This is a genomic window from Flavobacterium frigoritolerans (assembly GCF_025847275.1).
Taxonomy (GTDB): domain Bacteria; phylum Bacteroidota; class Bacteroidia; order Flavobacteriales; family Flavobacteriaceae; genus Flavobacterium; species Flavobacterium frigoritolerans.
In genome coordinates, this window is record NZ_JAOZEV010000006.1 from 247,677 (window position 1) to 271,638 (window position 23,962).

27 protein-coding genes are annotated in these 23,962 nt (G+C 31.8%); 6 read left to right on the forward strand and 21 right to left on the reverse strand.

Annotated elements, in window-relative coordinates:
- The first annotated feature begins 27 nt into the window (after positions 1-27).
- Complete coding sequence (gene murI, locus OIU80_RS10515; protein ID WP_264286957.1) at positions 28-804, forward strand: glutamate racemase; 777 nt, start codon at positions 28-30, stop codon at positions 802-804.
- Between the two features lie 144 nt (positions 805-948).
- On the opposite strand, the gene OIU80_RS10520 is transcribed toward murI, so the two are convergent.
- Together OIU80_RS10520 and OIU80_RS10525 are read right to left on the reverse strand one after the other, a co-directional pair.
- Positions 949-1,470: a gamma carbonic anhydrase family protein gene (locus OIU80_RS10520; RefSeq protein ID WP_264286958.1), complete on the reverse strand. Its 522-nt coding sequence runs from the start codon at positions 1,468-1,470 to the stop codon at positions 949-951.
- A 28-nt stretch (positions 1,471-1,498) separates the two neighbouring features.
- A complete protein-coding gene (locus OIU80_RS10525) occupies positions 1,499-2,485 on the reverse strand; it encodes a PorP/SprF family type IX secretion system membrane protein (RefSeq protein WP_264286959.1) in 987 nt (328 codons plus the stop codon).
- 164 nt (positions 2,486-2,649) lie between these two features.
- Here OIU80_RS10525 and OIU80_RS10530 point away from each other — a divergent pair, with 164 nt between their 5' ends.
- The 3 genes from OIU80_RS10530 (at position 2,650) to OIU80_RS10540 (ending at position 5,353) form a co-directional block, all read left to right on the forward strand.
- Entirely contained in the window at positions 2,650-3,549 is a 900-nt protein-coding gene (locus OIU80_RS10530; RefSeq protein ID WP_264286960.1) for a NifU family protein, read from the forward strand.
- A gap of 176 nt (positions 3,550-3,725) precedes the next feature.
- Positions 3,726-4,439, forward strand: coding sequence for an apolipoprotein A1/A4/E family protein (locus OIU80_RS10535; protein WP_264286961.1), 714 nt, complete (start codon positions 3,726-3,728; stop codon positions 4,437-4,439).
- A gap of 101 nt (positions 4,440-4,540) precedes the next feature.
- The gene (locus tag OIU80_RS10540; RefSeq protein ID WP_264286962.1) at positions 4,541-5,353 is read left to right on the forward strand and encodes a mechanosensitive ion channel family protein; all 813 of its coding nucleotides are present in this window, start codon (positions 4,541-4,543) and stop codon (positions 5,351-5,353) included.
- A 9-nt stretch (positions 5,354-5,362) separates the two neighbouring features.
- On the opposite strand, the gene tsaB is transcribed toward OIU80_RS10540, so the two are convergent.
- The 7 genes from tsaB to OIU80_RS10575 all read right to left on the reverse strand — a co-directional run bounded on the left by tsaB (position 5,363) and on the right by OIU80_RS10575 (position 13,218).
- The gene (tsaB, locus tag OIU80_RS10545) at positions 5,363-6,034 is read right to left on the reverse strand and encodes a tRNA (adenosine(37)-N6)-threonylcarbamoyltransferase complex dimerization subunit type 1 TsaB (RefSeq protein WP_264286963.1); all 672 of its coding nucleotides are present in this window, start codon (positions 6,032-6,034) and stop codon (positions 5,363-5,365) included.
- Positions 6,035-6,104: 70 nt separating this feature from the next.
- A complete protein-coding gene (locus OIU80_RS10550; protein ID WP_264286964.1) occupies positions 6,105-7,391 on the reverse strand; it encodes an efflux RND transporter periplasmic adaptor subunit in 1,287 nt (428 codons plus the stop codon).
- Positions 7,392-7,397: 6 nt separating this feature from the next.
- Positions 7,398-8,771: a TolC family protein gene (locus OIU80_RS10555; protein WP_264286965.1), complete on the reverse strand. Its 1,374-nt coding sequence runs from the start codon at positions 8,769-8,771 to the stop codon at positions 7,398-7,400.
- Positions 8,772-8,852: 81 nt separating this feature from the next.
- Positions 8,853-9,968, reverse strand: coding sequence for an efflux RND transporter periplasmic adaptor subunit (locus tag OIU80_RS10560; protein ID WP_264286966.1), 1,116 nt, complete (start codon positions 9,966-9,968; stop codon positions 8,853-8,855).
- Between the two features lie 40 nt (positions 9,969-10,008).
- Complete coding sequence (locus tag OIU80_RS10565; protein ID WP_264286967.1) at positions 10,009-11,277, reverse strand: ABC transporter permease; 1,269 nt, start codon at positions 11,275-11,277, stop codon at positions 10,009-10,011.
- Positions 11,278-11,279: 2 nt separating this feature from the next.
- Positions 11,280-12,524, reverse strand: coding sequence for an ABC transporter permease (locus OIU80_RS10570; RefSeq protein WP_264286968.1), 1,245 nt, complete (start codon positions 12,522-12,524; stop codon positions 11,280-11,282).
- Positions 12,517-13,218 carry an ABC transporter ATP-binding protein gene (locus tag OIU80_RS10575; RefSeq protein WP_264286969.1) on the reverse strand — a complete coding sequence of 234 codons (702 nt, stop codon included), beginning with the start codon at positions 13,216-13,218 and terminating at the stop codon, positions 12,517-12,519. Before OIU80_RS10575 ends, OIU80_RS10570 begins: the two co-directional genes overlap by 8 nt.
- A gap of 169 nt (positions 13,219-13,387) precedes the next feature.
- On the opposite strand from OIU80_RS10575, the gene OIU80_RS10580 reads away from it, so the two are divergent.
- Complete coding sequence (locus OIU80_RS10580) at positions 13,388-14,797, forward strand: DUF4403 family protein (RefSeq protein ID WP_264286970.1); 1,410 nt, start codon at positions 13,388-13,390, stop codon at positions 14,795-14,797.
- Positions 14,798-14,805: 8 nt separating this feature from the next.
- Here the strand turns inward: OIU80_RS10580 and OIU80_RS10585 are convergent, their stop codons facing one another.
- The 8 genes from OIU80_RS10585 to cyoE form a co-directional block, all read right to left on the reverse strand.
- Complete coding sequence (locus OIU80_RS10585) at positions 14,806-15,072, reverse strand: hypothetical protein (RefSeq protein WP_264286971.1); 267 nt, start codon at positions 15,070-15,072, stop codon at positions 14,806-14,808.
- Positions 15,065-15,604 carry a DUF420 domain-containing protein gene (locus OIU80_RS10590; protein ID WP_264286972.1) on the reverse strand — a complete coding sequence of 180 codons (540 nt, stop codon included), beginning with the start codon at positions 15,602-15,604 and terminating at the stop codon, positions 15,065-15,067. Before OIU80_RS10590 ends, OIU80_RS10585 begins: the two co-directional genes overlap by 8 nt.
- Position 15,605: 1 nt before the next feature.
- Positions 15,606-16,295 carry an SCO family protein gene (locus tag OIU80_RS10595; protein ID WP_264286973.1) on the reverse strand — a complete coding sequence of 230 codons (690 nt, stop codon included), beginning with the start codon at positions 16,293-16,295 and terminating at the stop codon, positions 15,606-15,608.
- Positions 16,296-16,307: 12 nt separating this feature from the next.
- Positions 16,308-16,949, reverse strand: a complete 642-nt coding sequence (locus OIU80_RS10600) for a hypothetical protein (RefSeq protein ID WP_264286974.1) — start codon at positions 16,947-16,949, stop codon at positions 16,308-16,310.
- 77 nt (positions 16,950-17,026) lie between these two features.
- Positions 17,027-17,377, reverse strand: a complete 351-nt coding sequence (locus tag OIU80_RS10605) for a cytochrome C oxidase subunit IV family protein (RefSeq protein WP_264286975.1) — start codon at positions 17,375-17,377, stop codon at positions 17,027-17,029.
- 18 nt (positions 17,378-17,395) lie between these two features.
- Positions 17,396-18,376, reverse strand: coding sequence for a cytochrome c oxidase subunit 3 (locus OIU80_RS10610; protein WP_264286976.1), 981 nt, complete (start codon positions 18,374-18,376; stop codon positions 17,396-17,398).
- A gap of 42 nt (positions 18,377-18,418) precedes the next feature.
- Positions 18,419-19,006 carry a cytochrome c oxidase subunit 3 gene (locus tag OIU80_RS10615; protein ID WP_264286977.1) on the reverse strand — a complete coding sequence of 196 codons (588 nt, stop codon included), beginning with the start codon at positions 19,004-19,006 and terminating at the stop codon, positions 18,419-18,421.
- A gap of 2 nt (positions 19,007-19,008) precedes the next feature.
- The gene (gene cyoE / locus OIU80_RS10620) at positions 19,009-19,911 is read right to left on the reverse strand and encodes a heme o synthase (RefSeq protein WP_264286978.1); all 903 of its coding nucleotides are present in this window, start codon (positions 19,909-19,911) and stop codon (positions 19,009-19,011) included.
- Between the two features lie 36 nt (positions 19,912-19,947).
- Between cyoE and OIU80_RS10625 the strand changes: the two genes are divergently transcribed.
- Positions 19,948-20,091, forward strand: coding sequence for a hypothetical protein (locus OIU80_RS10625; protein WP_264286979.1), 144 nt, complete (start codon positions 19,948-19,950; stop codon positions 20,089-20,091).
- Here OIU80_RS10625 and OIU80_RS10630 read toward each other — a convergent pair.
- The 4 genes from OIU80_RS10630 to gcvH all read right to left on the reverse strand — a co-directional run bounded on the left by OIU80_RS10630 (position 20,069) and on the right by gcvH (position 23,887).
- Positions 20,069-22,192: a gliding motility protein RemB gene (locus OIU80_RS10630; RefSeq protein ID WP_264286980.1), complete on the reverse strand. Its 2,124-nt coding sequence runs from the start codon at positions 22,190-22,192 to the stop codon at positions 20,069-20,071. The genes OIU80_RS10625 and OIU80_RS10630 overlap by 23 nt on opposite strands.
- A gap of 19 nt (positions 22,193-22,211) precedes the next feature.
- On the reverse strand, positions 22,212-22,955 hold the full coding sequence (deoC, locus tag OIU80_RS10635) for a deoxyribose-phosphate aldolase (protein WP_264286996.1): 744 nt from the start codon (positions 22,953-22,955) through the stop codon (positions 22,212-22,214).
- A gap of 172 nt (positions 22,956-23,127) precedes the next feature.
- A complete protein-coding gene (locus OIU80_RS10640) occupies positions 23,128-23,514 on the reverse strand; it encodes a VanZ family protein (protein WP_264286981.1) in 387 nt (128 codons plus the stop codon).
- Positions 23,507-23,887 carry a glycine cleavage system protein GcvH gene (gene gcvH / locus OIU80_RS10645; RefSeq protein ID WP_086894628.1) on the reverse strand — a complete coding sequence of 127 codons (381 nt, stop codon included), beginning with the start codon at positions 23,885-23,887 and terminating at the stop codon, positions 23,507-23,509. Before gcvH ends, OIU80_RS10640 begins: the two co-directional genes overlap by 8 nt.
- Between the last annotated feature and the right edge of the window lie 75 nt (positions 23,888-23,962).

Genomic DNA, 23,962 nt, shown 5'->3' on the forward strand with positions numbered 1-23,962 from the left:
TTCTAAAAAATACTTAACTTTGTTTTTATGATAAACAATAATCCTATAGGCATTTTCGATTCTGGCATTGGTGGCACTTCAATTTGGACTGCAATTCATCAATTACTTCCAAACGAAAAAACCATCTATTTAGCTGATAGTAAAAATGCCCCTTATGGTCAAAAAACGAAACAGGAAATAGTAGCCTTGAGTAAAAAAAATGTAGATTTTTTACTAGATATGGGTTGCAAACTAATTGTTGTTGCGTGCAATACAGCAACCACAAATGCTATTAAAGAATTAAGAGAACAATACACCGTACCGATTATAGGAATTGAACCAGCTATAAAACCAGCTGCGACTAACTCAAAAACGCAAACTATTGGAATCCTCGCTACTCAGGGAACTTTAAATAGCGAGCTTTTCAATAAAGCAACTGAAATGTACCAAGACACTAAAATTATTGAACAAGTAGGTCATGGTTTAGTACCGTTAATTGAGAATGGAGATTTAAATTCTCCTGAGATGGCGCAACTTCTCGAATCGTACCTCAGACCAATGATCGAAGCTAATATTGATTATTTGGTATTAGGATGCAGTCATTACCCATATTTAATACCTCAGATAAAAAAAATATTACCAGAACACATTCATATTATTGATTCAGGCGAAGCTGTTGCTAAACAAACTCAAAACATATTGCGCGAAAAAGCAGGATTTAATAATGGTCCTCTAGATGAACCTATATTTTATACTAATGGCAATCCTAAAGTTTTATCGGACATACTAGAAAATAAATATAAAGTTGAAGAAAAAGTTTTTTAGTAATTAATCTATTTTTCTCTTAACAAACCATATTCCATCCAATGCTAAATTGAGTGATAGTTTATGATAATTCTCTTCTATAAGACTGTACCTATTTTTCCTTTTAACCATTAAGAGTAAGAAATATTTAGAGCTGAAAAAGTATTATTTTTCCTCTTCTTTAAACCAACTCGAATACATTACATAATTATTAGAAATACGTTCAATCTCGCCAGCAAAGTCTGATTGGTCGATATCTTTCACTTTCTTAGCAGGCACTCCTGCATAAATACTGCCTGAAACTACTACTGTATTTTGAGTTACTACAGCGCCCGCAGCAACAATAGCATTACTTTCGACTACACAATTATCCATTACAATAGCTCCCATTCCTATTAATACGTTATCGTGAATTGTACAACCATGCACAATTGCATTATGTCCTATAGAAACATTATTGCCAATTATTGTTGGATGTTTTTGATAAGTACAATGAATAATAGCTCCATCTTGGATATTTACTTTATTCCCTATTTTAATAAAATTTACGTCTCCCCTAATTACAGCATTAAACCAAACACTGCATGAATCTCCAAAAGAAACATCTCCAACAATTGTTGCATTTTCAGCTACATAGCAATCATTTGGAATGTTAGGCATTTTTCCGTTTACAGATTTTATCAACATACGTTTATTTATTTAAAATGAATTATAATTAGTTTATTGCAGGACAATCGCAATCATATTTTTCCCGCTTACAGAATAAATTAAGCCCCAAAGTAATTTGATGATATGCGCCATTATCAAATTTTACATTTCCTGTAACTTGAGAATAGGTGTAAGCAAACATGAAGTTTTTATAGTTAACTCCTAAAATTGGTGTTATGTATTGTAGTTTTTGAGTAGAAACACTTGAACCATTATAATATTGTGCTCCATCAAAACTTCTTCTGTATGATAATCCAGCCCAAACACTTCCAAAATCCATATTCTTATAAGCCTTTATATTAAAATCGATTAGCTTCTCTTTGGTTTTATCAAATAATTGAAAAAGTACCGAAGGCTCCCACAATAGTTTTCTTTTATTTCCAAAAACATATCCTGCACTCAAAAGATATTTTCTGAGATTATCACTTTCAAATTCTGTATAAATTTGCCGCCTTGTTTCTACTGCCCCCTGAACCGTTGCATGAGCATAAAAATTAAGAAAATTATATGACGCACCAAAATCTACATTAAAATAAGAGTCTCTCTGAATGTTTCCAAAAACAATCGGGTCAAATTCTCCAAAAGAAGTTTCATCTAACTGATTCTGAATTACTCCTGCGTTAATACCAAATGAAAGTTGGTTCAAATCGATTTCATTTCTCGAAAAAAGAATATGATACGCGTAAGTAAGTTTAATTCCTTTTTGAGAATGATATCCATTTTTATCATTAAAAAGTATAATTCCTGCCCCTGATCTGTCACCTACCCGACCGTTAAAGCTTAATGTCTGAAGTGCTGGTGCATCATCCTGGCCAAACCATTGTTTACGTGCGGTTAATCTAAGTTTTGCACAATTTGCCGCTCCTGCCATCGAAGGATGTATCAAATAATAATTATCTGATAAATAATCTGAATAAACCGGGATACCTTCTTGAGAATAAGAGTATAAAAATATAAATAATAAAAAAATTGAATATTTAATTTTAGAATACATTAAAGGTAGCTTTATTTAAAATAGATGTTAAAAATATATTTCAGCATCATACTATGACAAATTGTATTGAGATAGATGGAATAATACGTTATTTTTATATTAAAAATCAAATATAACTATTAGTAGAAAATAACTTTAGTAAATTTGTAAAAAATTACTAAATCATGACAAAACTCACTATAAAAGAAACGCAAAACCCTAGCATATTAAAATTTGAATTCCCAGACTTTATCACTAAAAATGAGAGCTTTGAATTTAAAAATATTGATGAAGCTAAAAACTCTCCGCTAGCCCAAAAATTATTTTATTTACCGTTCGTAAAAACAGTATATATTTCGGGGAATTTTATTGCCATCGAAAGATATAACATCGTTGAATGGGATGATGTAAAAGATGCTGTAGTGGAGCAAATCGAAACATTTGTAAACGATGGTGGCGTAATCATATCTATTGACGAAAACAAACCAAAGAAACAGCCTATAACTGTTTATGGTGAATCAACTCCAAACCCTGCTGCTCTAAAATTTGTGGTAAGCAGAATGTTGACAAAAAATGCTATTGAATACAAAAACATTGATCAGACTGCATCTTCTCCACTTGCGAAAGAATTATTTAAATTCCCTTATGTAAAAGAGATTTTTATCGATGAAAATTATATCTCGGTAACTAAATATGAAATTAATGACTGGCAAGAAATTACTCTTGAACTGAGAACTTTCATCAAACAATATATTGAAAATGGAGGAACTGTTTTAGACGAAAGTTTAATTGAAGTAGCAACCAAAAATGATGTTACCAAAGATGAAGCTTTTGATAAACTAGATACAACATCTCAACAAATCATCAATATATTAGAAGAATATGTTAAACCTGCTGTAGCTGCAGATGGTGGAAACATTGCTTTTGATTCCTATAATGATGTTGACAAAACTGTAAAAGTAATTTTACAAGGAGCTTGCAGCGGTTGTCCTTCATCTACATTTACTCTTAAAAGCGGTATAGAAAATATGCTAAAAAGCATGCTAAATGATGACAACATTAAAGTAGAAGCTGTAAATGCATAAATAACTTTTATAAAAAAATCAAAAAAAGCGCTTCATATGAAGTGCTTTTTTTTGATCTAAAAATAAAAACCAGCAAACACAAATTACTTACTATCAATAAATTATAATTAAACAGTTACTATAATTCTTAAAAAAAAGATTAATATTGTAATCTATATTAACTAACAAGAACTATTATGGGATTATCATCATTTTTTAAAAATTTATTCGGCACTGCTAAGGAGTCTGCTACTGAATTAGCAAGCCAAGCCGAAAATACATTTGAGCAAGCTAAAGAAGCGGCTGCGCCGTATATTGAGAAAGCAGAAACATTTGCCGGAGAATCAATAGAAAAAGTCAAAGAAGTATCAGCTCCATATCTTGAAAAAGCAGAGTCATTTGCCGAAGAAACAATAGATAAAGTTAAAGAAGTATCCGCTCCTTATCTTGAAAAAGCAGAGTCATTAGCTGGAGAAACAATAGATAAAGTTAAAGAAGTATCCGCTCCTTATCTTGAAAAAGCAGAGTCATTAGCTGGAGAAACAATAGAAAAAGTCAAAGAAGTTTCTGCTCCTTATCTTGAAAAAGCCGAAACATTTGCAGGAGAAACAATAGAAAAAATCAAAGAAGTATCAGCTCCTTATCTTGAAAAAACAGAATCATTAGCTGGGGAAACAATAGAAAAAGTTAAAGAAGTATCCGCTCCGGTATTAGATACTGCTGAAAATCATGTTCATGAAGCAAAAGATGTAGTTACTGATTATACTGAAAAAGCTTCAGATGATTTAGAAAAAGTAGTTGATTCAATTAAAGAAAAAGCTACAGTAACTGCAGATACTGTTGTTGAAGAAACTAAATCACTTGCAACCGATATTGCCGATGAAACTTCAGATGAAGCATTAAATAAATAGTTAAAGATAACTGCAATATTTATTAATAAAAATAATTAATTTTTATCTTTGCCTCACTAATTCGAACCTTCTCATTGAGAAGGTTTTTTTATACTAAAAAAATGAATCTAAATCCCGAACAAATTAGTGGTTATGTTAACCAATTTATCCAAGTACTAGTTGATTATTCGCCTAAACTAATATCTGCCTTCCTTATTCTATTTGTTGGGCTATATATTATTCGCGTTATTAATAGACTAATACGCCGTGTAATGGTAAAAAGAAACTTAGACCCTACCTTGACTAAATTTCTTGCTGATATTTTATTGTGGGCTTTACGAATATTACTATTTGTATCATTTATTTCTAAACTAGGAATAGAAACATCTTCATTTGTAGCCATCCTAGGAGCTATGGGTCTTGCTATAGGTTTATCTCTTCAAGGATCGCTTTCTAATTTTGCAGGAGGTATGTTAATTATTCTTTTCAAACCTTTTAAAGTTGGTGATACTATTGAAGCTCAAGGAATCGTTGCAACTGTATCTGAAATACAAATTTTTGTAACTAAACTACTCACTGCAAACAACCAAACTGTATTTATGCCAAACGGAGCTTTATCTAATGGCACAATTATTAACTACTCTATGCAAGGCCAACGTAGAGCTGACTTGACATTTGCAATTGCGTATGATGCTGATATTAAAAAAGCCAAAGATATTCTTGAAAAAATTTTAACAGACAATCCAAATGTGCTTAAGGATCCTGCTCCTGAAGTTTTCGTAAAAAACTTAACAGCTAGTTCAATAGAGTTTGCTGTACGTCCTTGGGCAAAAAAGGAAAATTACGGAACTGTTTTTTCTCAAACTTTAGAGAATTGTAAGATTGCTTTAGATGAAGCCGGAATTGCGATTCAGCCCTATACCCTACAAAAATAAGGCTGTTTTTTATTGCTTTTTAGGAGTTGTAACCATAAAGTCTTTCAAATAATAAGGTTCAAAATAAGCGACATCTACTGTGTCGCTTTTTTTGTATTTATCGTAGCTTATGATACACATTTCTTTTGCTGATGGAAATTTAATATCCTCTAGAAAAATAAAATTTTCTTTTGTTAAAACTGATTTGCATTTTTCAGCACAATCACCAACAAAATAAAGTGTTTCATTATATTCCTCAAAAGAGTTTTCGGTAATTATTTCAGCCAAAATTTCTCTTTGTTTTTCAAACTTTGAATTAAATACTGCGCTATATACTTCCATTCGTCTTGCATCTAGCATTGGAACTATTAACCCTTCAGTAATTTTAGCTTGAGAAGCTAATGTTTGCAATGTATCAATAGCAATTAATGGAATATTTAATGCAAAACACAATCCTTTTGCTGCCGAAACTCCTATACGCAATCCTGTGTACGAACCTGGACCCTGACTAACCGCAATGGCAGATAAATCCTGAAATGAAATTCCAGCTTCTTGAATACATTCTTCAATAAAAACATGTAATCTTTCGGCATGAGAATAGCCTTCTTCGGAAATTTCTTTACACAAAATTATTTTTCCTTCTTTTGCTAAAGCAACAGAGCAGTTCTTTGTAGCGGTTTCAATATTAAGAATGTAAGCCAAACTAATTTTCTATTTATGGTAACAAAAAACAATCTAATTCTATTATAGAACTAGATTGCCTTCGTTATTATTATTTTTTTACTTTTTCAGATTTAAGACTAACCTTATCTCCTGAATTCAAATCTTTCGAAACTGTTGTATATGGTCCTGTAATCACCACATCTCCTGCCTTAAGTCCTGACATTACTTCGATGTTTGTATCGTCTTGAATTCCTGTTCTTATGATTCTAATTTTAGCTTTATCTCCTTCTTTCACAAAAACACATTCGAATTTTTTGTCATTTTTGGGAACTATCTTTTTATCATTTGGATCTTCAATTTTGATTTCTTTTACTGCTGCCGTATCCGATTTTACAACTACTGAACTTATTGGTACTGCCAACACATTCTTTTTGGTATTTGTTATAATATCAACCGTAGCTGTCATTCCTGGTCTAAAAGGAGAATACGCCTCTGGTTTTCCTTCCAATAAATCTTGATAAGATTCTTTTAAAATTCTTACTTTAACTTTAAAATTTGTTACCTGATCTGATGTTAAAGTACTGCTAGCTGAGTTAGAGATACTGGTTACTATACCTTTAAATTGTTTTTTCAAGTAAGCATCTACTTCTACATTTGCCTCGTCTCCTACTTTAATTTTTACAATATCATTTTCATTTACATCTACTTCAACTTCCATATTATTTAAGTTTGCAACTCTTAAAATTTCGGTTCCTGCCATTTGTTGTGTTCCTAAAACACGCTCGCCTAGCTCAACATTAAGCACCGAAATTGTTCCATCTGCAGGAGCATAAATAGTAGTACGGCGTAAATTATCTTTAGCTTCATTTACAGATGCTGAAGCACTTTGTACTGCAAAATAAGCATTCTCTTTCGCTGCTTTTGCTACTTCAAAAGAAGCAATTGCTTTATCCCAATCTGACTTAGAAATTATTCCTTTCTCAAATAATTTTTTATTTCTCTCATAACTAGCCTTTGCTTCTTTAAAAGACGCATCTGATTGACTCAAACTGGCTTTAGTCGCTGACAGATTAGAAACGGTACGATTATATCCTGAAGTATATAAATCAGGATTTATCTTCACTAATAAATCACCTTTCTTAACAATCTGTCCTTCTTTTACATTTAGTGCAATAATTTCTCCCGAAACTTCTGATGAAATTTTTACTTCAATTTCTGGCTGGATTTTCCCCGTTGCCGATACTGTTTCTACAATAGTCGACGCTACTACTTTTGTAACTTCTACTTCTGTACCTGTATCTTTATTTCCTATTATACCTGCTTTCGAGAATCCAATTAAGGCTGCAATAACTATAACTGCGCCTCCTAACAAGAAATAAACTGTTTTTTTTGACATAATAAATTAATTTTTAACTATCGGAACAATAGGGATTCCAAAATAGAATTCTAATATTTTTGTTTTAAAGATATAATCGTATTTTGTTCTAATTACTTCTGATTGTGCATTGGTCAATAATGTTTGTGATTGATTAAAATCAAAAGCATTCATTAAGCCTACTGCAAATTTTTCTTTTGCATAATCATATGCTCCTTGTCTTGCTTCTAAAGCTACAACAGCTGCTTCATGCGCATTTAAAGCCCCTCTTGTGTCTGTAAAAGCGGTATAAACATTACGTTGCAAATCTAAGTTTTTTTGCTCTAAATCAATTTTAGATTTCTCTAAACTTACCTTATTACGTTCTACATTATTTCTTGTAGAAAAACCATTAAAAATTGGAATCGATAATTCTGCTCCAAAAGACTGCCCTTTGTTATCACTAAACTGATTCCAAAATGGAGCAGGCCCTGTTACAACAGGAGTTCCGCCAACTAGTGTAGTTCTATCTGAGTTTGAAACTCTGGAGTTAAAGTTATAGAAACCTCTTAATGAAGGTTGATAAGCTCCTTTAGCAATAGCAACATTCTTCTCTGCAATTTCAAGATTAGTCTGAGCTATTTTTAGTTCAGTTCTAGTTTCTTTAGCTTTTTCATAAATCGCTGTAGGCGATTGTGCCAAAATAGTTTCTCCAGCATTAATATTTGTATCATCAACTACATCAAAATCATTGAACTCTTTTAATTGTAATAACTGTGCTAAACTTAGTTTAGAAATCAACAATGTATTCTCTGCTATAACAACATTTTGTTTACCTGTTGCTACTGTTGCTTTGATGTCTAGTAAATCTCCTCTTGGAATTGTTCCTGCTTTTACCAATTCGTCTGAACGTGTATATTGCTTTTCGCTAATTGCAAGCTGTTCCTGCTGTACTTTTAGATTTTCTTTATTAAAAAGCACTTGTAAAAAAGCATTAGCAACATTAAGCGAAATATCTTCTTGCATTTTTAACAATTGATATTTAGAAGCTACTATAGATAAATTTGCTTTTCGTAATGCATTCTGATTTTGCAATCCTTTATAAATATCAACTCCTACAGTTGCTCCTGCAGAGGTAAACTGTGTGGTTTGATTACGTAAAATCCCTGTTGTTATATCCTGATTTAAACCAATATTCCATGAATGTGATACTTGTGCATTGGCGGTAGGAAGAAATTTTCCAAATGCATCTTTTTTATCGATAGCAGTAGTTTGAGTATCCAATTCCGATTGCTTAATCGAGATATTGTTGTCCAATGCATACCTTACACATTCTTCAAGAGTCCATTTTTTAGTTTGCGCCTGTATTGACGCTCCTAATAGTAAGACAAAAACAAGATAAATATATTTATTATTTTTCATAAACTTTGAATCAAAGCATAGCAAAGATACTATACAAATTTAACATTCTTTAAAAACCAAAAATTCTTTTTTAACTGCTACTTATTTTTTTTCTTCTTCTTTTAACAAGCCCTGATTCCAAATTTTTATTTTATCAGTAGCTGTAATTCCACTTTTCACCTGCACATAAATTCCATCACTAACTCCTAAAACAAGATCTTTTCTTTGAAATTTTTGTGGTGCGGTTTCTACTTCAACGTATGGTTTTTGAGTTTTCTTGTCAAATTGTACTAATGATTCTTTTATAGCCAAAACTTTTTCTGCTTTCTCTAGTATAATTGATGCATTCGCACTTAAACCTGCTCTAATAAATGTATCATCTCTATTTTCAAGTGATCCTTTTATTTGAAACTGAATTGCTCCATTTTCTACTACCCCTTTTGGTGCAATATAACGCAAGGTTGCATCAAATTTTTTATTTTCAATAGCTCCGATGGTAATTTCGATTGGCATATTTTCTTTGATTTTACCAACTTCTGATTCATCAATTTTCCCAACAAAAATCATCTTTCCAACATCTGCAACGCTAGCAATTGTAGTTCCTTCATTAAAGTTATTACTCTCAATAACCTGATTTCCTACTTTTACTGGCACATCTAATACCATTCCGTTTACCGTAGAACGAATTAAGGTATTGGCATAATTCCCTAGTCCTGATGTTGTTCCGGTTTTTACAATATCAAAACTTTGCTTTGATGACAAATAACTTTGTTTAGCCTGTTTATAAGCTAATTGTGCTGCATCAAAATCATTTGCAGAAATCACTCCTTTATCAAACAATGTTTTTTGTCTCTGGTATAATTTTTCTTGGTTGTCCAATGCAATTTTAGCAGTTTGAACTTGATTTTGAGTGTTGCTTACATTAGAAACATTTGCAACAACTTTTATCTTTGCAATCATATCTCCTGCTTTAATACTTTCTCCTGCTTTAATATAAACAGCTTCAATAATTCCTGAAATATTTGGTTTGATAAGCACCTCTTCATCAGGCTGGATATTCCCCGTTGCAATTGTATTTTTAACTATCGTTTTTATTTCAGCTTTCTCTGTTTGGTAAACAATTGGTGACTCTTGATTTTTTGCATACAAATAATACAAAGCACCAAAGAAGACTACTGCAATAAAAATTAAAATGGTTATGGTTACTCCTTTTTTCATTTTGTTTTTTGTTTAATCGATTATTTTATTGATTGATAATTTATTCTGTTCGCAAAGCATCTACTGGCTTTACATTTATTGCCGTTTGCGCTGGAATAAACCCTGCCAACAAACCAGATCCTACTAATATTAATAATGCTACAAAAACAACCCCTAAATCTACAGTTGGACTTGCAAACATAGTATTACTGTCAGCAGGCATCGAAGCGAGTACCATATTAAGAATTGCAATGACTCCTGTAGCAACTGCAATACCTAACATACCCGAGATAATGGTTAAAAATATAGATTCTGAAAGTATTTGTCTTCGAATTGCTCCTGGTGTTGCTCCCAATGCTCGTCGTATCCCTATTTCTTTAGTTCTCTCTTTTACCACAATAAGCATTATGTTAGAAATTCCGATAACACCCGATATCAAAACCAATGTTCCTACAAAATAAGCAATAAATGTTAAGATTGTAAACAATCCCTGTACTTGATTAAATCGTTCAAACAAATCAAAATTCCCTACTGCCCTATCATCAGTCGGACTAACAGAATGTCTTTCTTTTATTAATTCTATTATTTTAGGTTTTAGCTCTGTAATTGATACTTTATCATTTGCTGTAAGTGCCATCCAACCTACTTTATCTCCATAATTAAAAGCTTGCTGAAAAGTTGTAAAAGGAACAAATATATTTTTCTGTTCTGCTTCTGCACCTCCATTATTTTGATTTTTAGAATAATATACTCCAACAACCATAAAATTCACCCCATTTACTTTAACATAAGTTCCTATAGCTTCTTCTTCTTTTCCATAAAGTTCACTTATAACTCCTTTTCCAATAACTGCTACTTTTCTGTTGTGCTTGATATCTTGTTGGTTTAAAAAACGCCCTTTAATGATAGTCATTGGTTGCTGCATGATAAGCTCCGGATAATCACCATATATGGTAAAAGCTGAAGTTTTAGTCCCTCGAACTACATTATTGGCACCATTAAAATCTCCTAATTGATTTCTAGGTGAAACATATAGTAAATCTGGAAAAGCTTCTTTTAAAGCCATCACATCGCTATTCTTAAAATCATATCGGCGAGTTTTAGGCAAACCTTTATATGCTTTTGATGTGGTTTGACTCCACATAAACATAGTATTTGTTGCAATTCCATCAAATCCTTTTTTTACTCCATTCTCCAAACCATTTCCAGCAGCAAGTAATATTACCAAAATGAATATCCCCCAAAACACACCAAAAGCAGTAAGTACTGTTCTAAATACATTAGCAGTTAAAGCTTCTAAAATCTCTTCCCAATTATCTCTATCAAACATAATTATTCGTCTCTAAGTGCTACAATAGGTTTTATTTTTGCTGCTCTATATGCTGGAAAGAAACCAGCCATTGCTCCTGCAAATACAAGCAAAACAAGAGTGGTCAATGCCACACTAAAATCAACTTCCGGATTTAAAAAGAATTCACTTTTTATCATTGGACCAACTACTTCCAGCAATAATAAACTTGCTAACAAACCTATAAAACCTGCAATTGTTGTAATAAAAATAGACTCATGTAATATCATTCCAATAATTGATATTGGTGAAGCACCAAGTGCTTTTCTTATTCCAATTTCTTTAGTTCTTTCTTTTACAATAATTAACATGATATTACTAACTCCAACAACACCTGCTATAATTGTACAAATTCCTACCCACCAAAAAAATAGTCTAATATATAGATTCAGATCATATACCTGTTTTGCATCCTCAACTGAGTTGTTCAAACCAATACCACTATCATCATCTGGAGCTACATTATTTTTACTCTTAAGAAGTGCTTTTAAATCTTCACTAAACTTTTTAGATTCTGCCAATGCTTCTTCATAAGTAGCTTTTTTGTTTAAAGTAAAGAACAAATTACTCACTTTGTCACCAACCCCATAAGCTCGTTGTGTTGTTGACATTGGTAAGTAAACTCTTGTTTCCTCTCTTTCACCAGCCGGATCTGTAAAAACTCCAACAACTTTGAAATTAATATTATTAATTGCAATTTGTTCTCCAAGCGGATTTTTATCTTTAAACAAGTCTGTTTTTACTTTCATTCCAATAACAGCAACTTTTTCATAATTAGCCAAATCTTTGCTATTTATAAATCTCCCCATAACAACTGTAGCATTTTCAATTCCCAAATAATCGGGATCTACACCTCTAAATTGATACGTTGAAGATTCTTTTCCGTAACTCACTGAGGCTCCCCAAAAGTTATAAGTTGATGCTCGCTTATCTAATTTATCTTCAAATTTTTGAACGGATTGCGAATAATCACTATTTCGAAACTGAATTTGTCTTCCAGGATTTAGTCCTTTATATTGTTTGGCAGTAGTACCCGTCCAAACTTCTATAATACCAGCTGCATCACGTTCGAATTGTTTTTCGATTCCATTTTGAATTCCTTTACCTACCCCAAGAAGAATAACTAATATAAATATCCCCGAAGCAACAGATACCCCCGTAAGAAAGGTTCTTAATTTATTTTTAGCGATTGCCTCAAATATTTCTTGCCAACGCTCAATATTAAACATAAGCTGATGCTCTAACTTGTTCTACATATTTATCATCGATGATTAGTCCATCTTTCAAGACTACATTTCTCTTACACATTGCCGCTATATCTGGCTCGTGAGTTACAATCAGGATAGTTTTTCCTTCGTCATTGATTCCCTGAATCAATTCCATTACTTCGTATGATGTTTTTGTATCCAAAGCTCCTGTTGGCTCATCTGCCAATAATACTTTGGGGTTTGAAGCCAATGCTCTGGCAATTGCTACACGCTGTTTCTGCCCACCCGAAAGTTCACTAGGCAAGTGATGTGAATGCGAATCCAAACCCACTTTTTTTAAATAGGTCATAGCAATTTCATAACGCTCTTTTCTTTTTATACCCTGATAATACAATGGCATAGCTACATTATCGAGAGCGGTTTTATAATTAATCAAATTAAATGACTGAAAAACAAAACCCAAAAATTTATTTCTATATCGAGACGCAATTGTTTCATTAAGATTTTTAATTGGCACATTATCCAAAATATATTCTCCAGAATCTGCTTCATCCAATATTCCTAAAATATTAAGCAACGTTGATTTTCCTGAGCCTGATGACCCCATAATTGCAACCAACTCTCCTTCTTTAATATTGAAATTAATACCTTTTAATACATGCAATTCAGATTTTCCCATTTTATAGGATTTATGTAAGTCTTTAATTTCAATCATGATTTGTTAATTTTAAAACAATAATACCTATTTTGCCAAGCAATTTACTACAATAAAATGTTAATACTCTTAATCTATTACATCAATAAGACTAAATCTCTATCAAAATGTTACACTTTAATCTTAAAATATATTTGTTTTCTTAATTTTACATCTTAAAAAAAACACAATGAAGAAAATTTTTTCGTTTCTAATACTCTCAATGGCTCTACAATTTGTAGTTGGTTGTTCTTCTACTCAAAAACTAGCAACATTAAAACCCGAACCTGATGATGCCAGTCCATTACTATATGACAACACTCCTTCATTTATTAATTTACCCATTACTGTAAAACTAAAAGATATTGAAAACCAAACCAATACTTTGCTTAACGGTTTAATTTACGAAGACAACAACATTGAAGATGACGATATCGAAATTAAAATATGGAAATTAGCTCCTATAAAAATCGAGACTGATCCAGCTAATCCTGGTAAAAAAATAAAAACTATTTTACCTTTAAAAGCGCTTGTAAAATACCGAATAGGAACTAAACAGCTTGGTGTCGAATTATACGATACACGAGAATTTAATTTGAATGGAGTAATTACATTAATCAGCTCAGTAGGTTTAACCAACTGGAAGTTAAATACTAAAACCGAATTAAAATCATTAGATTGGAATGAGAGCCCAACAATGAGTGTTTTTGGAAAAAATATGCCTGTAACTTATCTTATAAATCCAGCCGTTTCTATTTTCAAATCAAAAATAGAAAAAAGTATTGATGCAGCAATCGAAAAATCGATGGATTTTAAACCAAATGTTTTGGCTGCTTTAGAAAAAATCTGTACTCCATTTCAAATGAATGAAGAATACGAAAGCTGGCTTAAGATTGTACCTATTGAAATATACTCTACTGATGCAAAGCTAAAAAATGATTCTTTTTTGCTGGAAATGGGCATGAAATGCAATATGGAGACAATAATTGGCAAGCAACCTGAAAGTAAGTTCAGTGCTTCTAAAATAGTTTTAAAACCTGTAGCAAAAATTCCAAAACAAATTACAGCTAATATCGCTGCAGTTTCAAGCTACAAAGATGCTTCCAAAATCATGTCTAGGAATTTTGCAGGACAAGAATTTGGAACGGGAAGCAAAAAAATTACCGTTAAAAATGTTGAAATCTGGCACAAAGAAGGAAAAATGATTATTGCCTTAGATGTTTTAGGAGCTGTAAATGGTACACTTTACCTAAACGGTTTTCCAAAATATAACCCACAAACAAAGGAACTTTATTTTGATAAACTTGACTACGTTCTGGATACAAAAAGTAAACTCACCCGTACCGCTAACTGGCTTATGCAAGGTTATATTTTAAAGAAAATGGAAGAAAGCTGCCGTTACTCGATACAACCTAACTTAGAAGAAGGAAAACAAAGCATGCTTACTTATCTTAAAAATTACTCTCCTATGCCTGGTGTTTTTGTAAATGGAAAAATGGAAGATATTGAGTTTCAAAAAATAGAATTGACAAATCAAGCCATTATTGCTTTTATAAAAGTTAATGGAACTGTGAATGTCTCGGTAAACGGATTAAAATAAAATCTAGTCTACGCGTTTTTCTTTTTAGATTGATACATTCTATAAATCAAATAACCAATTACTGCAACTAGTAAATACGGAACTACCATCAGGTAAACAATTCCATCATTTACTGCTTCTGCTTGTTTCGTGTTTTCGTCTCCACCTAAAGCGGCACGACACATTGCACATTGCGCGTTAGCAGATAAATTAAAGAAAAAAATAACCAACAAGAAACTAATCTTTGCTAGTCTAGAAACACCTTGTTTCTTGTTGTTTGTATTTATATTAAACATAATAAGGGGAAATCATTAAATAAACAATCACTCCAGTAATAGCAACGTATAACCAAAGTGGAAATGTAACTCTTGCAATTTTTCTGTGATTTTCAAAATTTTTCGCAATTGCACGAACGTATGTTATCAAAACTAATGGAACAATAGCAATTGACAATAAAATATGAGAAATTAAGATAAAGAAATACACATATCGAATTGCTCCTTCTCCACCAAATTTAGTAGAGTCTGATGTCATATGATATGCAATATACATTACCAAAAAAACTAACGAAAGAGCTATTGCTGTAGTCATCAAACGCTCATGAAGCTTTCGATTTCCTTTTTTAATAGCCATTACTGCAATAATCAAAACCAAAGCTGTAATACCATTTATTGTAGCATAAATAGGCGGCAAAAAAGTAAGTGGCTCTACATTATATCCAAAATCTTTAAGTTTGACTCCAAATAAGATAGCTACTACAACTGGAATTACAATTGAAACAAGTACAATGTACTTGTTATATTTTTTTTCTAATGAATTATCCTCCATCTTATTCTTCTAATAATATATTTATATCTTGTTGTATATCTCTAACTCCTTTTTTGTCCAATCCATCGTAATAAAGTATTGGGTTTCCAAATTCATCTTTACGACAACGAATGTCTCCATTTTTATCTATTAAAGCAAATAAACCTGAATGCTCAAAACCTCCACTCACTTTACTGTTTGCTCCTGCATATAAATTAAATCCTTTATTAGATAAATCCATAATAACATTTTTATCTCCTGTTAAAAAATTCCAATTAGATGACTTAACTCCTAACATCTTTGCATGATCTTTTAAAACTTGTGGTGTATCATGAGCTGGATCAATTGTTATTGCAACAATACCAAAGTTTGGATTTCCAAAAAATTTCTTTTCTATTTCTAACATACTCAAATTCATCTTAGGACAAATTGATGGACAGCTTGCAAAGAAAAACTCCAGAACATAAACTTTACCTTTATACGTTTCATTAGATATTTTAACGTTATCCTGGTTTACTAATTCAAATTTAGGTGCTGGACCAATTTTTACTAATTTTCCGTCATCCTTAACATTTTTACCTTCAACGCTATCTAAACGACTTCCTTTTACAATTGTATCATTTTTTACTCTATCTATAATTTTAGGAATAGCATAAATACCAAAAATCAATACTATAAATGAAATTCCGATATATGATTTGTTTTTAAACATGATAATATAATTTTAAAGTTGTTTTGTTGCATTATGATTTTTCTTAAGAGCTGCACGATATTCGTAAAGGATAATCTTAAAATCATCCAACATTTCATTACTTAACTCTGAAGGGTGAAATGTATTATACCCTTCTTTGTAATCTTTCTCATCTTTTCGCCCTCTTAAATTACGTTCTTTATCAACAATAAAAACATTAGGAGTTCCTAGGTGCTGATCTAACTTTCCAACTAAATGCAATTGATTGTAATATGCACTAATTTCAGCTGGAGATGCAAAAACAAAATGCCATTGTGACACATCTGTAAACGCTGCTAAAGCATCTACAACTTTGCGTGCATCCTCTTCTGTTCCTAAAGGACAGATTACAACAAATTGTAAATCTTGAAAACTATGATAACGCTGGTAAACTTTTTCATTTAGATTAAAATAATTACCACGATTTTTTAGAATTTCTGCTCCTGAAAAACCTAGTATTGTTATTTTATTATCCAAACCAACTTTCTCACCTCTTAAAGACTTCCAGTCTCCTAAGTTGGCAATTTTAGATGTTACAATAGGCAGTTTAGTAAAGCCATTCACGCCAGATGCAAAAAAAAGATATGCAACTATAGGCAAAACGAAGAGAACGAAAAGAACTATATTTTTTTTCATTATACAAGGGAAAAAATTAAAGTACAAAAATAAAAAAAGGTACGCAATGCGTACCCTCTTTTTGAATTAATATCATGTTAAAAATTCCATTTGATGGTAGAATTTTTAAAAACCTCAAAAATATAATGTCCTTCGGTTAAGAGAATGAACAATAAATACAAAACTAGGAAAATAACCGTTGAAACTACCGACCATCTTAGGCTACTTTTTTCACCCTCCATATGCATAAATGCCCAAACTATATAATAAGCTTTATATATTGTTAGAATATAAAATATCCAATTCAATAAATTTAAACCTATAAAATGATTAAACTCTAATATTCCTGGCTTATAAATCCCAAGGATAACCTCTACTGTTGTTACAACTGATAAAAGTGCAAAAACAAACCAGATTCTTTTTGTATGTGATACATATTCGTGTGACATAATAATATAAATCTAAAATTAAACTAAGTAGAAAACTGTAAATACAAATACCCAAACTAAATCGACAAAGTGCCAGTATAAACCAACTTTCTCCACCATTTCATAGCTTTTTCTCTTTTCATAAGTACCTAACAATACATTAAAGAAGATAATAATATTGATGATAATTCCTGAAATCACGTGAAAACCGTGAAAACCTGTAATAAAGAAAAAGAAATCCGCAAACAATTTATTTCCGTATTCGTTTCTAGTTAAATTAGCACCTTCTACAACGTAATGTGCTTGACTTAATCTAGCTTCTGACTCTTCTCTTGTTAGAATAGTTTTTTGCTTTTTCTCAGTAAGTTTTTCTGTTCTTACTAATAATTCAGGATGTGCTTTAAAACCTGCTTGTACTTCGGCTACTGAATATGTTGGCAATGTTTCTGCATCGCTCATAAACCATTTACCTTTGTCTCTAGTCAATGCTTCTCTTCCTTCTGGCAATTTCACTGCAAAATCTGCAAGAGCAACACGTTTACCATCTTTATCTACAAACTGAAGTAAACTTCCTCCTTTTGTTTCAATAGCTCCGTATTCTCCTTTGATAAAGTTTTTCCATTCCCAAGCTTGTGATCCAACGAAAATCAAACCTCCAATAATAGTTAAAAACATATATACTGCAACTTTGTTTTTCTTCATTTGATGTCCTGCATCAACAGCCAAAACCATTGTTACAGATGAAAAAATCAAAATAAATGTCATTAATGCGACATAATACATAGGTGCAGGTACACCATGCATAAAAGGGAAGTGATTAAACACTTCATCAGCCAATGGCCAAGTTTCAATAAATTTAAATCTAGAAAAACCGTAAGCCGCTAGAAATCCAGAGAACGTTAAGGCATCCGATACGATAAAATACCACATCATCATTTTACCATAACTTGCTCCTAATGGCTCATTGCCGCCTCCCCAAGTTTTTTCTTCATTATTTGCAGTAGTAACTGTCGCTTCCATAAAAGATATTCGTTAAAAAGTTCCCAAATTTACGTTTTTTTCTTATTTAAAGAAATATAAAAATAAAAATAAATAGACCCACAAGAAATCAAGAAAGTGCCAGTACATTGCACCTAGTTCTATTCCAAGAGTTTGAGTCGAATTGTATTTCTGTTTAAAATGATTATAAATAATAACTAAAAGAGAAATGATCCCTCCAGCTAAGTGAAATAAGTGTGTAACTGTTACAACATACAAGAAAGTTGTTGTTATTGTACTCTCTGCTCCTGTAAAATAGTACCCATCTGCCACGATTTGTCCAAATCCCACAAACTGTAAAACTACAAACAAGATCCCTAATGCTAAAGTAGTCAAAAGTAAGTTAGTTGTTGCTTTTCTGTTGTCTTTTTGCATTGCTTTTTTAGCTAAATGAAAAGTAACACTACAACCTATAATTACCAAAGTACTATAAAAAAACGCCGGTGGTAATTGAAAATCCTTCAACCAGTCGGTTCTTGACTTACTTACCACAAAAGCACTTGTAAGTCCTGCAAACATCATGGTCATACTAACCATTGCGAACAATAAAATTAATTTAGATGACTTAGCGCTCCTTGCTCTATTTTCATCTGCTGTCATTGTCATTTCCATAACTATCTTAAAAATTTATCAAATATATAAATCAACTGCAACAAGGTAATATAAGAAACACTTACCAACATTAATGTTCTTGCCGCCTTAGCTGTTCTTAACTTATACAAACGAACTGCATAAATCAACATCCAAATCCCTAACAAAAACACTAAAACCGCTGCTATTGGTGTAATAAACAATTTACCTGTATAACCTAAAGCTGGCAATAGTGACGCCACTATAAGCCATACTGTGTACAAAATAACCTGTAACGCAGTTCCTTTATCTTTTTTCCCTGTAGGAAGCATAAAAAACCCTGCTTTTTCATAATCCTCATACAAGAACCAACCAATTGCCCAAAAATGAGGAAACTGCCAGAAAAACTGAATTAAAAAAAGTGTTCCTGCTTCTATACCAAAATCTCCTGTAGCAGCTACCCATCCTAACATAAATGGTATTGCTCCTGGAAAAGCTCCAACAAAAACTGATAATGATGTTACCGTCTTTAATGGTGTATAAACACTAGTATATAAAAATATAGAGATCGCTCCAAACATTGCTGTTTTTGGATTGATCGCATAGAGTAAAGTTAATCCGATAATTGTAAGCAAACTTGCAACAAACAAAGCCACTTTTTGTGACATTCTCCCAGAAGGAACTGGTCGATTCTTTGTTCTATCCATCAAAGCATCCAAATCTTTCTCGATAACCTGATTAAAAGCATTTGAAGCTCCTACCATACAATATCCTCCAATTGCTAAAATTAGAAGTACCGACCATTGAAAAGGATGTTTATCATCAAACCCAAGTAAATAACCTGCTATTGAAGAAAACAAAACACTTACAGCGAGTCTTGCTTTTGTGATTTCTTTGAAATCATTAAAAATAGATTTGAGCGAAAGTGTATTTTGTGTTGCGTCCAATGCGTTGATGTTTTTGTTTTTCCAAAACTGGTGCAAATGTACAAATTAGATTGCAGAATTCAGGATGATAAAATTACATTTTTTCAAATGAAGCATCCAAATACACCACAATTTCACCATAAAAGCGAATCATTTGCAAAAAATCTTACTAAATATTCTAATAATCAAAATACCAATTAAAGACATCTGCTCTTAATCCGAAAGTAAACCATGTTGTGCTTTGCTTAAAAGTAGCCTCAGTATCTTTAGTAGGATCAAAACTTCTGTAAATCAAGCTTCCAAATAATTTTAAATTTGTTGCTGGGTTTACCAAATATCCAGCCTGTATATCTGTAATAAAAACTGCTGTTTTATTTCCCTGTCCAACTTTTACCCCTTTATTGTAAGGTCTTTTGCTATCATAACTTTTATAAATATTCGATCCATAATTAAATGAATCCTCTGTCGTATCAAAATCTAAACCTCTTGTACCTGTAGTGATTTTTGCATCTGCAAAATACCTTCCTTTATGATATCGTGCTATTGCAATAAGCTCACTAAAATTACCGCCCCATTGATGTCCAATACTCTGATTATTATGTCCGTAATTTGTAATAACCGCACTATGTGAATATACATATGGACGCACATGGTTATACTCTAACTGTACTAATAAATTTGGAATTTTAAAAGCATCATAATATTTAACTCCTAACTGATATCCGAATTTATTCTTCCAGCTTTTTTCTCCGCTTTTCATATCACTAACTGAGAATTCATCTAAAAGAAATTGTCCGTATAAATTTATTTGATCATTCCATTTGTATTTTGCCGTTAAACCTAATAAAGCATTACCGCTTTTGGATGAGGAAGCAAATTCTACTGATCTATAAAAAATGATCGGATTAGCAAAAGCCATATCAAATCCTCTGTCGTTACTATTGGTCCAAATTACAGATTCGAAAAAACCTAAATTTAATCTATTTGTAACATTCAAACTTAAGTAATGGTTTGCCATGAATTTACTGGCATAAGTTTTATCAACTGTTGCATCTTGTCGAATATCTTTAAGAAACATATAGGTATTAGTATACTTTATCTTCCAAAAGGTTGTATTCATTTTAAAATACGGATACGGACTTGCTCCATCACTTTCTAGTAAAGAACGATATCCATCTCCTATAAAATTTCTTCCATAACCCAATTGAAAATTAAAAATCTTACTTGGTGTGTATGTCAAATTTGCTTCGGCTGAAGGAAAATCGAAACCGTTTGTTTTAAATTCCTTTCCTATTCCAATTCCCGGAACTACCCCTGGATTTCCTCCCGAAGGCTTTATTGATCGTGCATAACTATTGTAATAATCTGCAAATCTTCCCTGACTCTCAAAAACAGTTGTTGTAAAATTAAGTTGCTTACCCAGTCCTCCTCTAAAATTAAGAGCTCGTGTATTTACGTAAGTATAAGAAACATCACTTTTTGTATCCTTACCAACTTGTAAATCCATAATCGCATTTAATGTAAACCAATACCCTTCTCCTTCGATTTCGACTAAACTTTCATTCCAAAGCTTACGTCCCAACCAACTAGAAACATTCTTTTTAAGCGATTCATTCACCGCTTTAAGGTTATAATATTTTGAAACTTCTGCATACGTATATGGCTTTGAGCCAGTATGGTTGTTACTTCCCACTCTATTCATCGCTCCATCAAATTGAGCGTAATAACTATGTGAAAACGGGATATTTAAATGACTTTCGAATTCTGGATTTGTATATTTCTTGTAAACAATACTATCCAATTCCGTTAATGGCTTAGTCGCTGGTTTAATAATTTTAGCCGCAGCTATGGCTTCTTCTGAAATTTGTCCTGCCGTTTTTAGCGGTATATTAATTATGATTGTATATTTAGAATAGGTAGGCTTACCATCATAAGTAGACGGTTTAATCTTTGGAAATGCTGCAAAAACACGTTTTGTTTCCTGAACTAATTCTTCATTATTTGCATTAACATATATTACCTTAAACTCTCCTGTTTTATCAACCTCAAAAAGCACTTTAACATCTCCTTTATAATTATCCTGCTTTAAAGCTGATGGCACTTGAAAATTATTAAATACAAAATCCTGAACCTTGTTATAAAAACAACTTTCTAAAGCCTTCGATTTTAAATTTTCACATGTTGGGAAAATTGGAAATTCTTCGGAAGTAAAACTAGAATTAACGGCTAAATTATTCCCTTCCTGAGAAAAAGCTAGTAAGGAGTTCAATGTTATAAGAAAAGTTAAGAAACCTTTATTCATATAGTTTTGGTTGTGAATTTTAATATTGGTTTTGCGAAATTTCTCCGTTTGCAATTGCTCTAGCATTTGAAGTCCCTATGCGCTTCACTCCAAGATTAATCATTTCAACAGCCTCTTCATAAGTTCTTACTCCACCTGCTGCTTTTATAGGTAATGGCGAAGCGTTTTCAAGCATCATAATAATTGATGGAACTGTTGCTCCATTGGGTAAGTTGTTTTCTGTTTTATAAAAACCTGTAGATGACTTTACAAAAACAGAAGAATATTCATTCTCCTCAAAATTCTGAATGACTATATTTTTTATTAGTGCTGATAATTGTATAATTTCTTTATCATTAAGCGCAGCAACTTCTATAATCCACTTTACAACTTTACCATTAGTCAATCCTAATAGTGTACACTGCAAGATTTCATTTTTAACTAAATCAATTTCTCCATTTTTAAAGGCTTCATAATTACACACAAAATCCAGCTCATTTGCCCCATCTTGTATTGCTATATTTGCCTCCGCAATCTTTTCTTCTAAACTTGATTTACCTTCTGGAAAGTCAATTACTGTCCCTATCAAAAGATTCGATTTAGCATTCGAAATCATTTCTTTGGCTAAACTTACTTTATCTGGACGAATCATTATCAATTTGAATTGCTCTACTATAGCTTCTTCAATCATATCCTTAACTATCTGTGTATTTTCTGCTTCACTTAAATTTGCCTGCTCTGCAGTTTTTAAATATGTCGAGTCTAAGTATTGTTTAATATTCATAGCCATAATAAATTGATTGTATTAAATCCTAATTGACAAAAATACATTTTATATTGGGATAAGTCTGGAATTAAGGGCTACTTTTATCTAGCTTATTCATAACAAAATTTTTACTGCAAAAGCACATCCTATAAATTCCCAAAAACAAAAAATCCCACCGAAGTGGGATTCTTTAATTTACTATTTTAGTGATTAGCCTATTAAATAAGAGCACAGCAATTATTGCTGATGTTGCCCCTAGTGAATTGGCTAAAAAATCCATCATGTCTGCACTTCTTGTCAAAGTGTATTCACTTTGTAAAAGTTCGATTGTAATTCCAAAAAAGGTTGAAAAAACAAAAGAAAGTAATAGTGGTCTAAAATCATCCGCGTTCTTAAATTGTTTTTTAAAATATAAAAACCACAGAAAGGTAAAACCAAAATAAAAACAAAAATGAACTAATTTATCTATGTTTGGTATAGTTACAACTGGTATATTACTTGATTCAGTTAAACAGAGAAAAATAATAACCCCTGTCCACAATAAAGCCAAACATAAAAAAAATATTTTTTTAAGCACCGATTAATTCTTTATAAGCTTCATCAGATAATAAAGAATCTAATTCTGATGTATTTGATATTTTAATTTTAATCATCCATCCAGCACCATAAGGATCTGAATTTACTGTTTCTGGAGCGCTTTCTAAACTATCATTAAAAGCAATAATCTCTCCAGACAAAGGCAAGAATAAATCTGAAACTGTTTTTACTGCTTCAACTGTTCCAAAAACCTCATCTTTATCAAGTGTTTGATCTAAAGTCTCTACTTCAACATAAACGATATCTCCTAATTCTTTTTGTGCAAAATGAGTAATTCCTACTGTTGCAACATCACCTTCAATGCTAACCCATTCGTGATCTTTTGTGTACTTTAAATTTGTTGGTATATTCATAATAAATACTTATTGATAATTGATAATTTAATTTTAATAGGGCAAATGTAATAATCTTCTAATCAAATTCTCTTT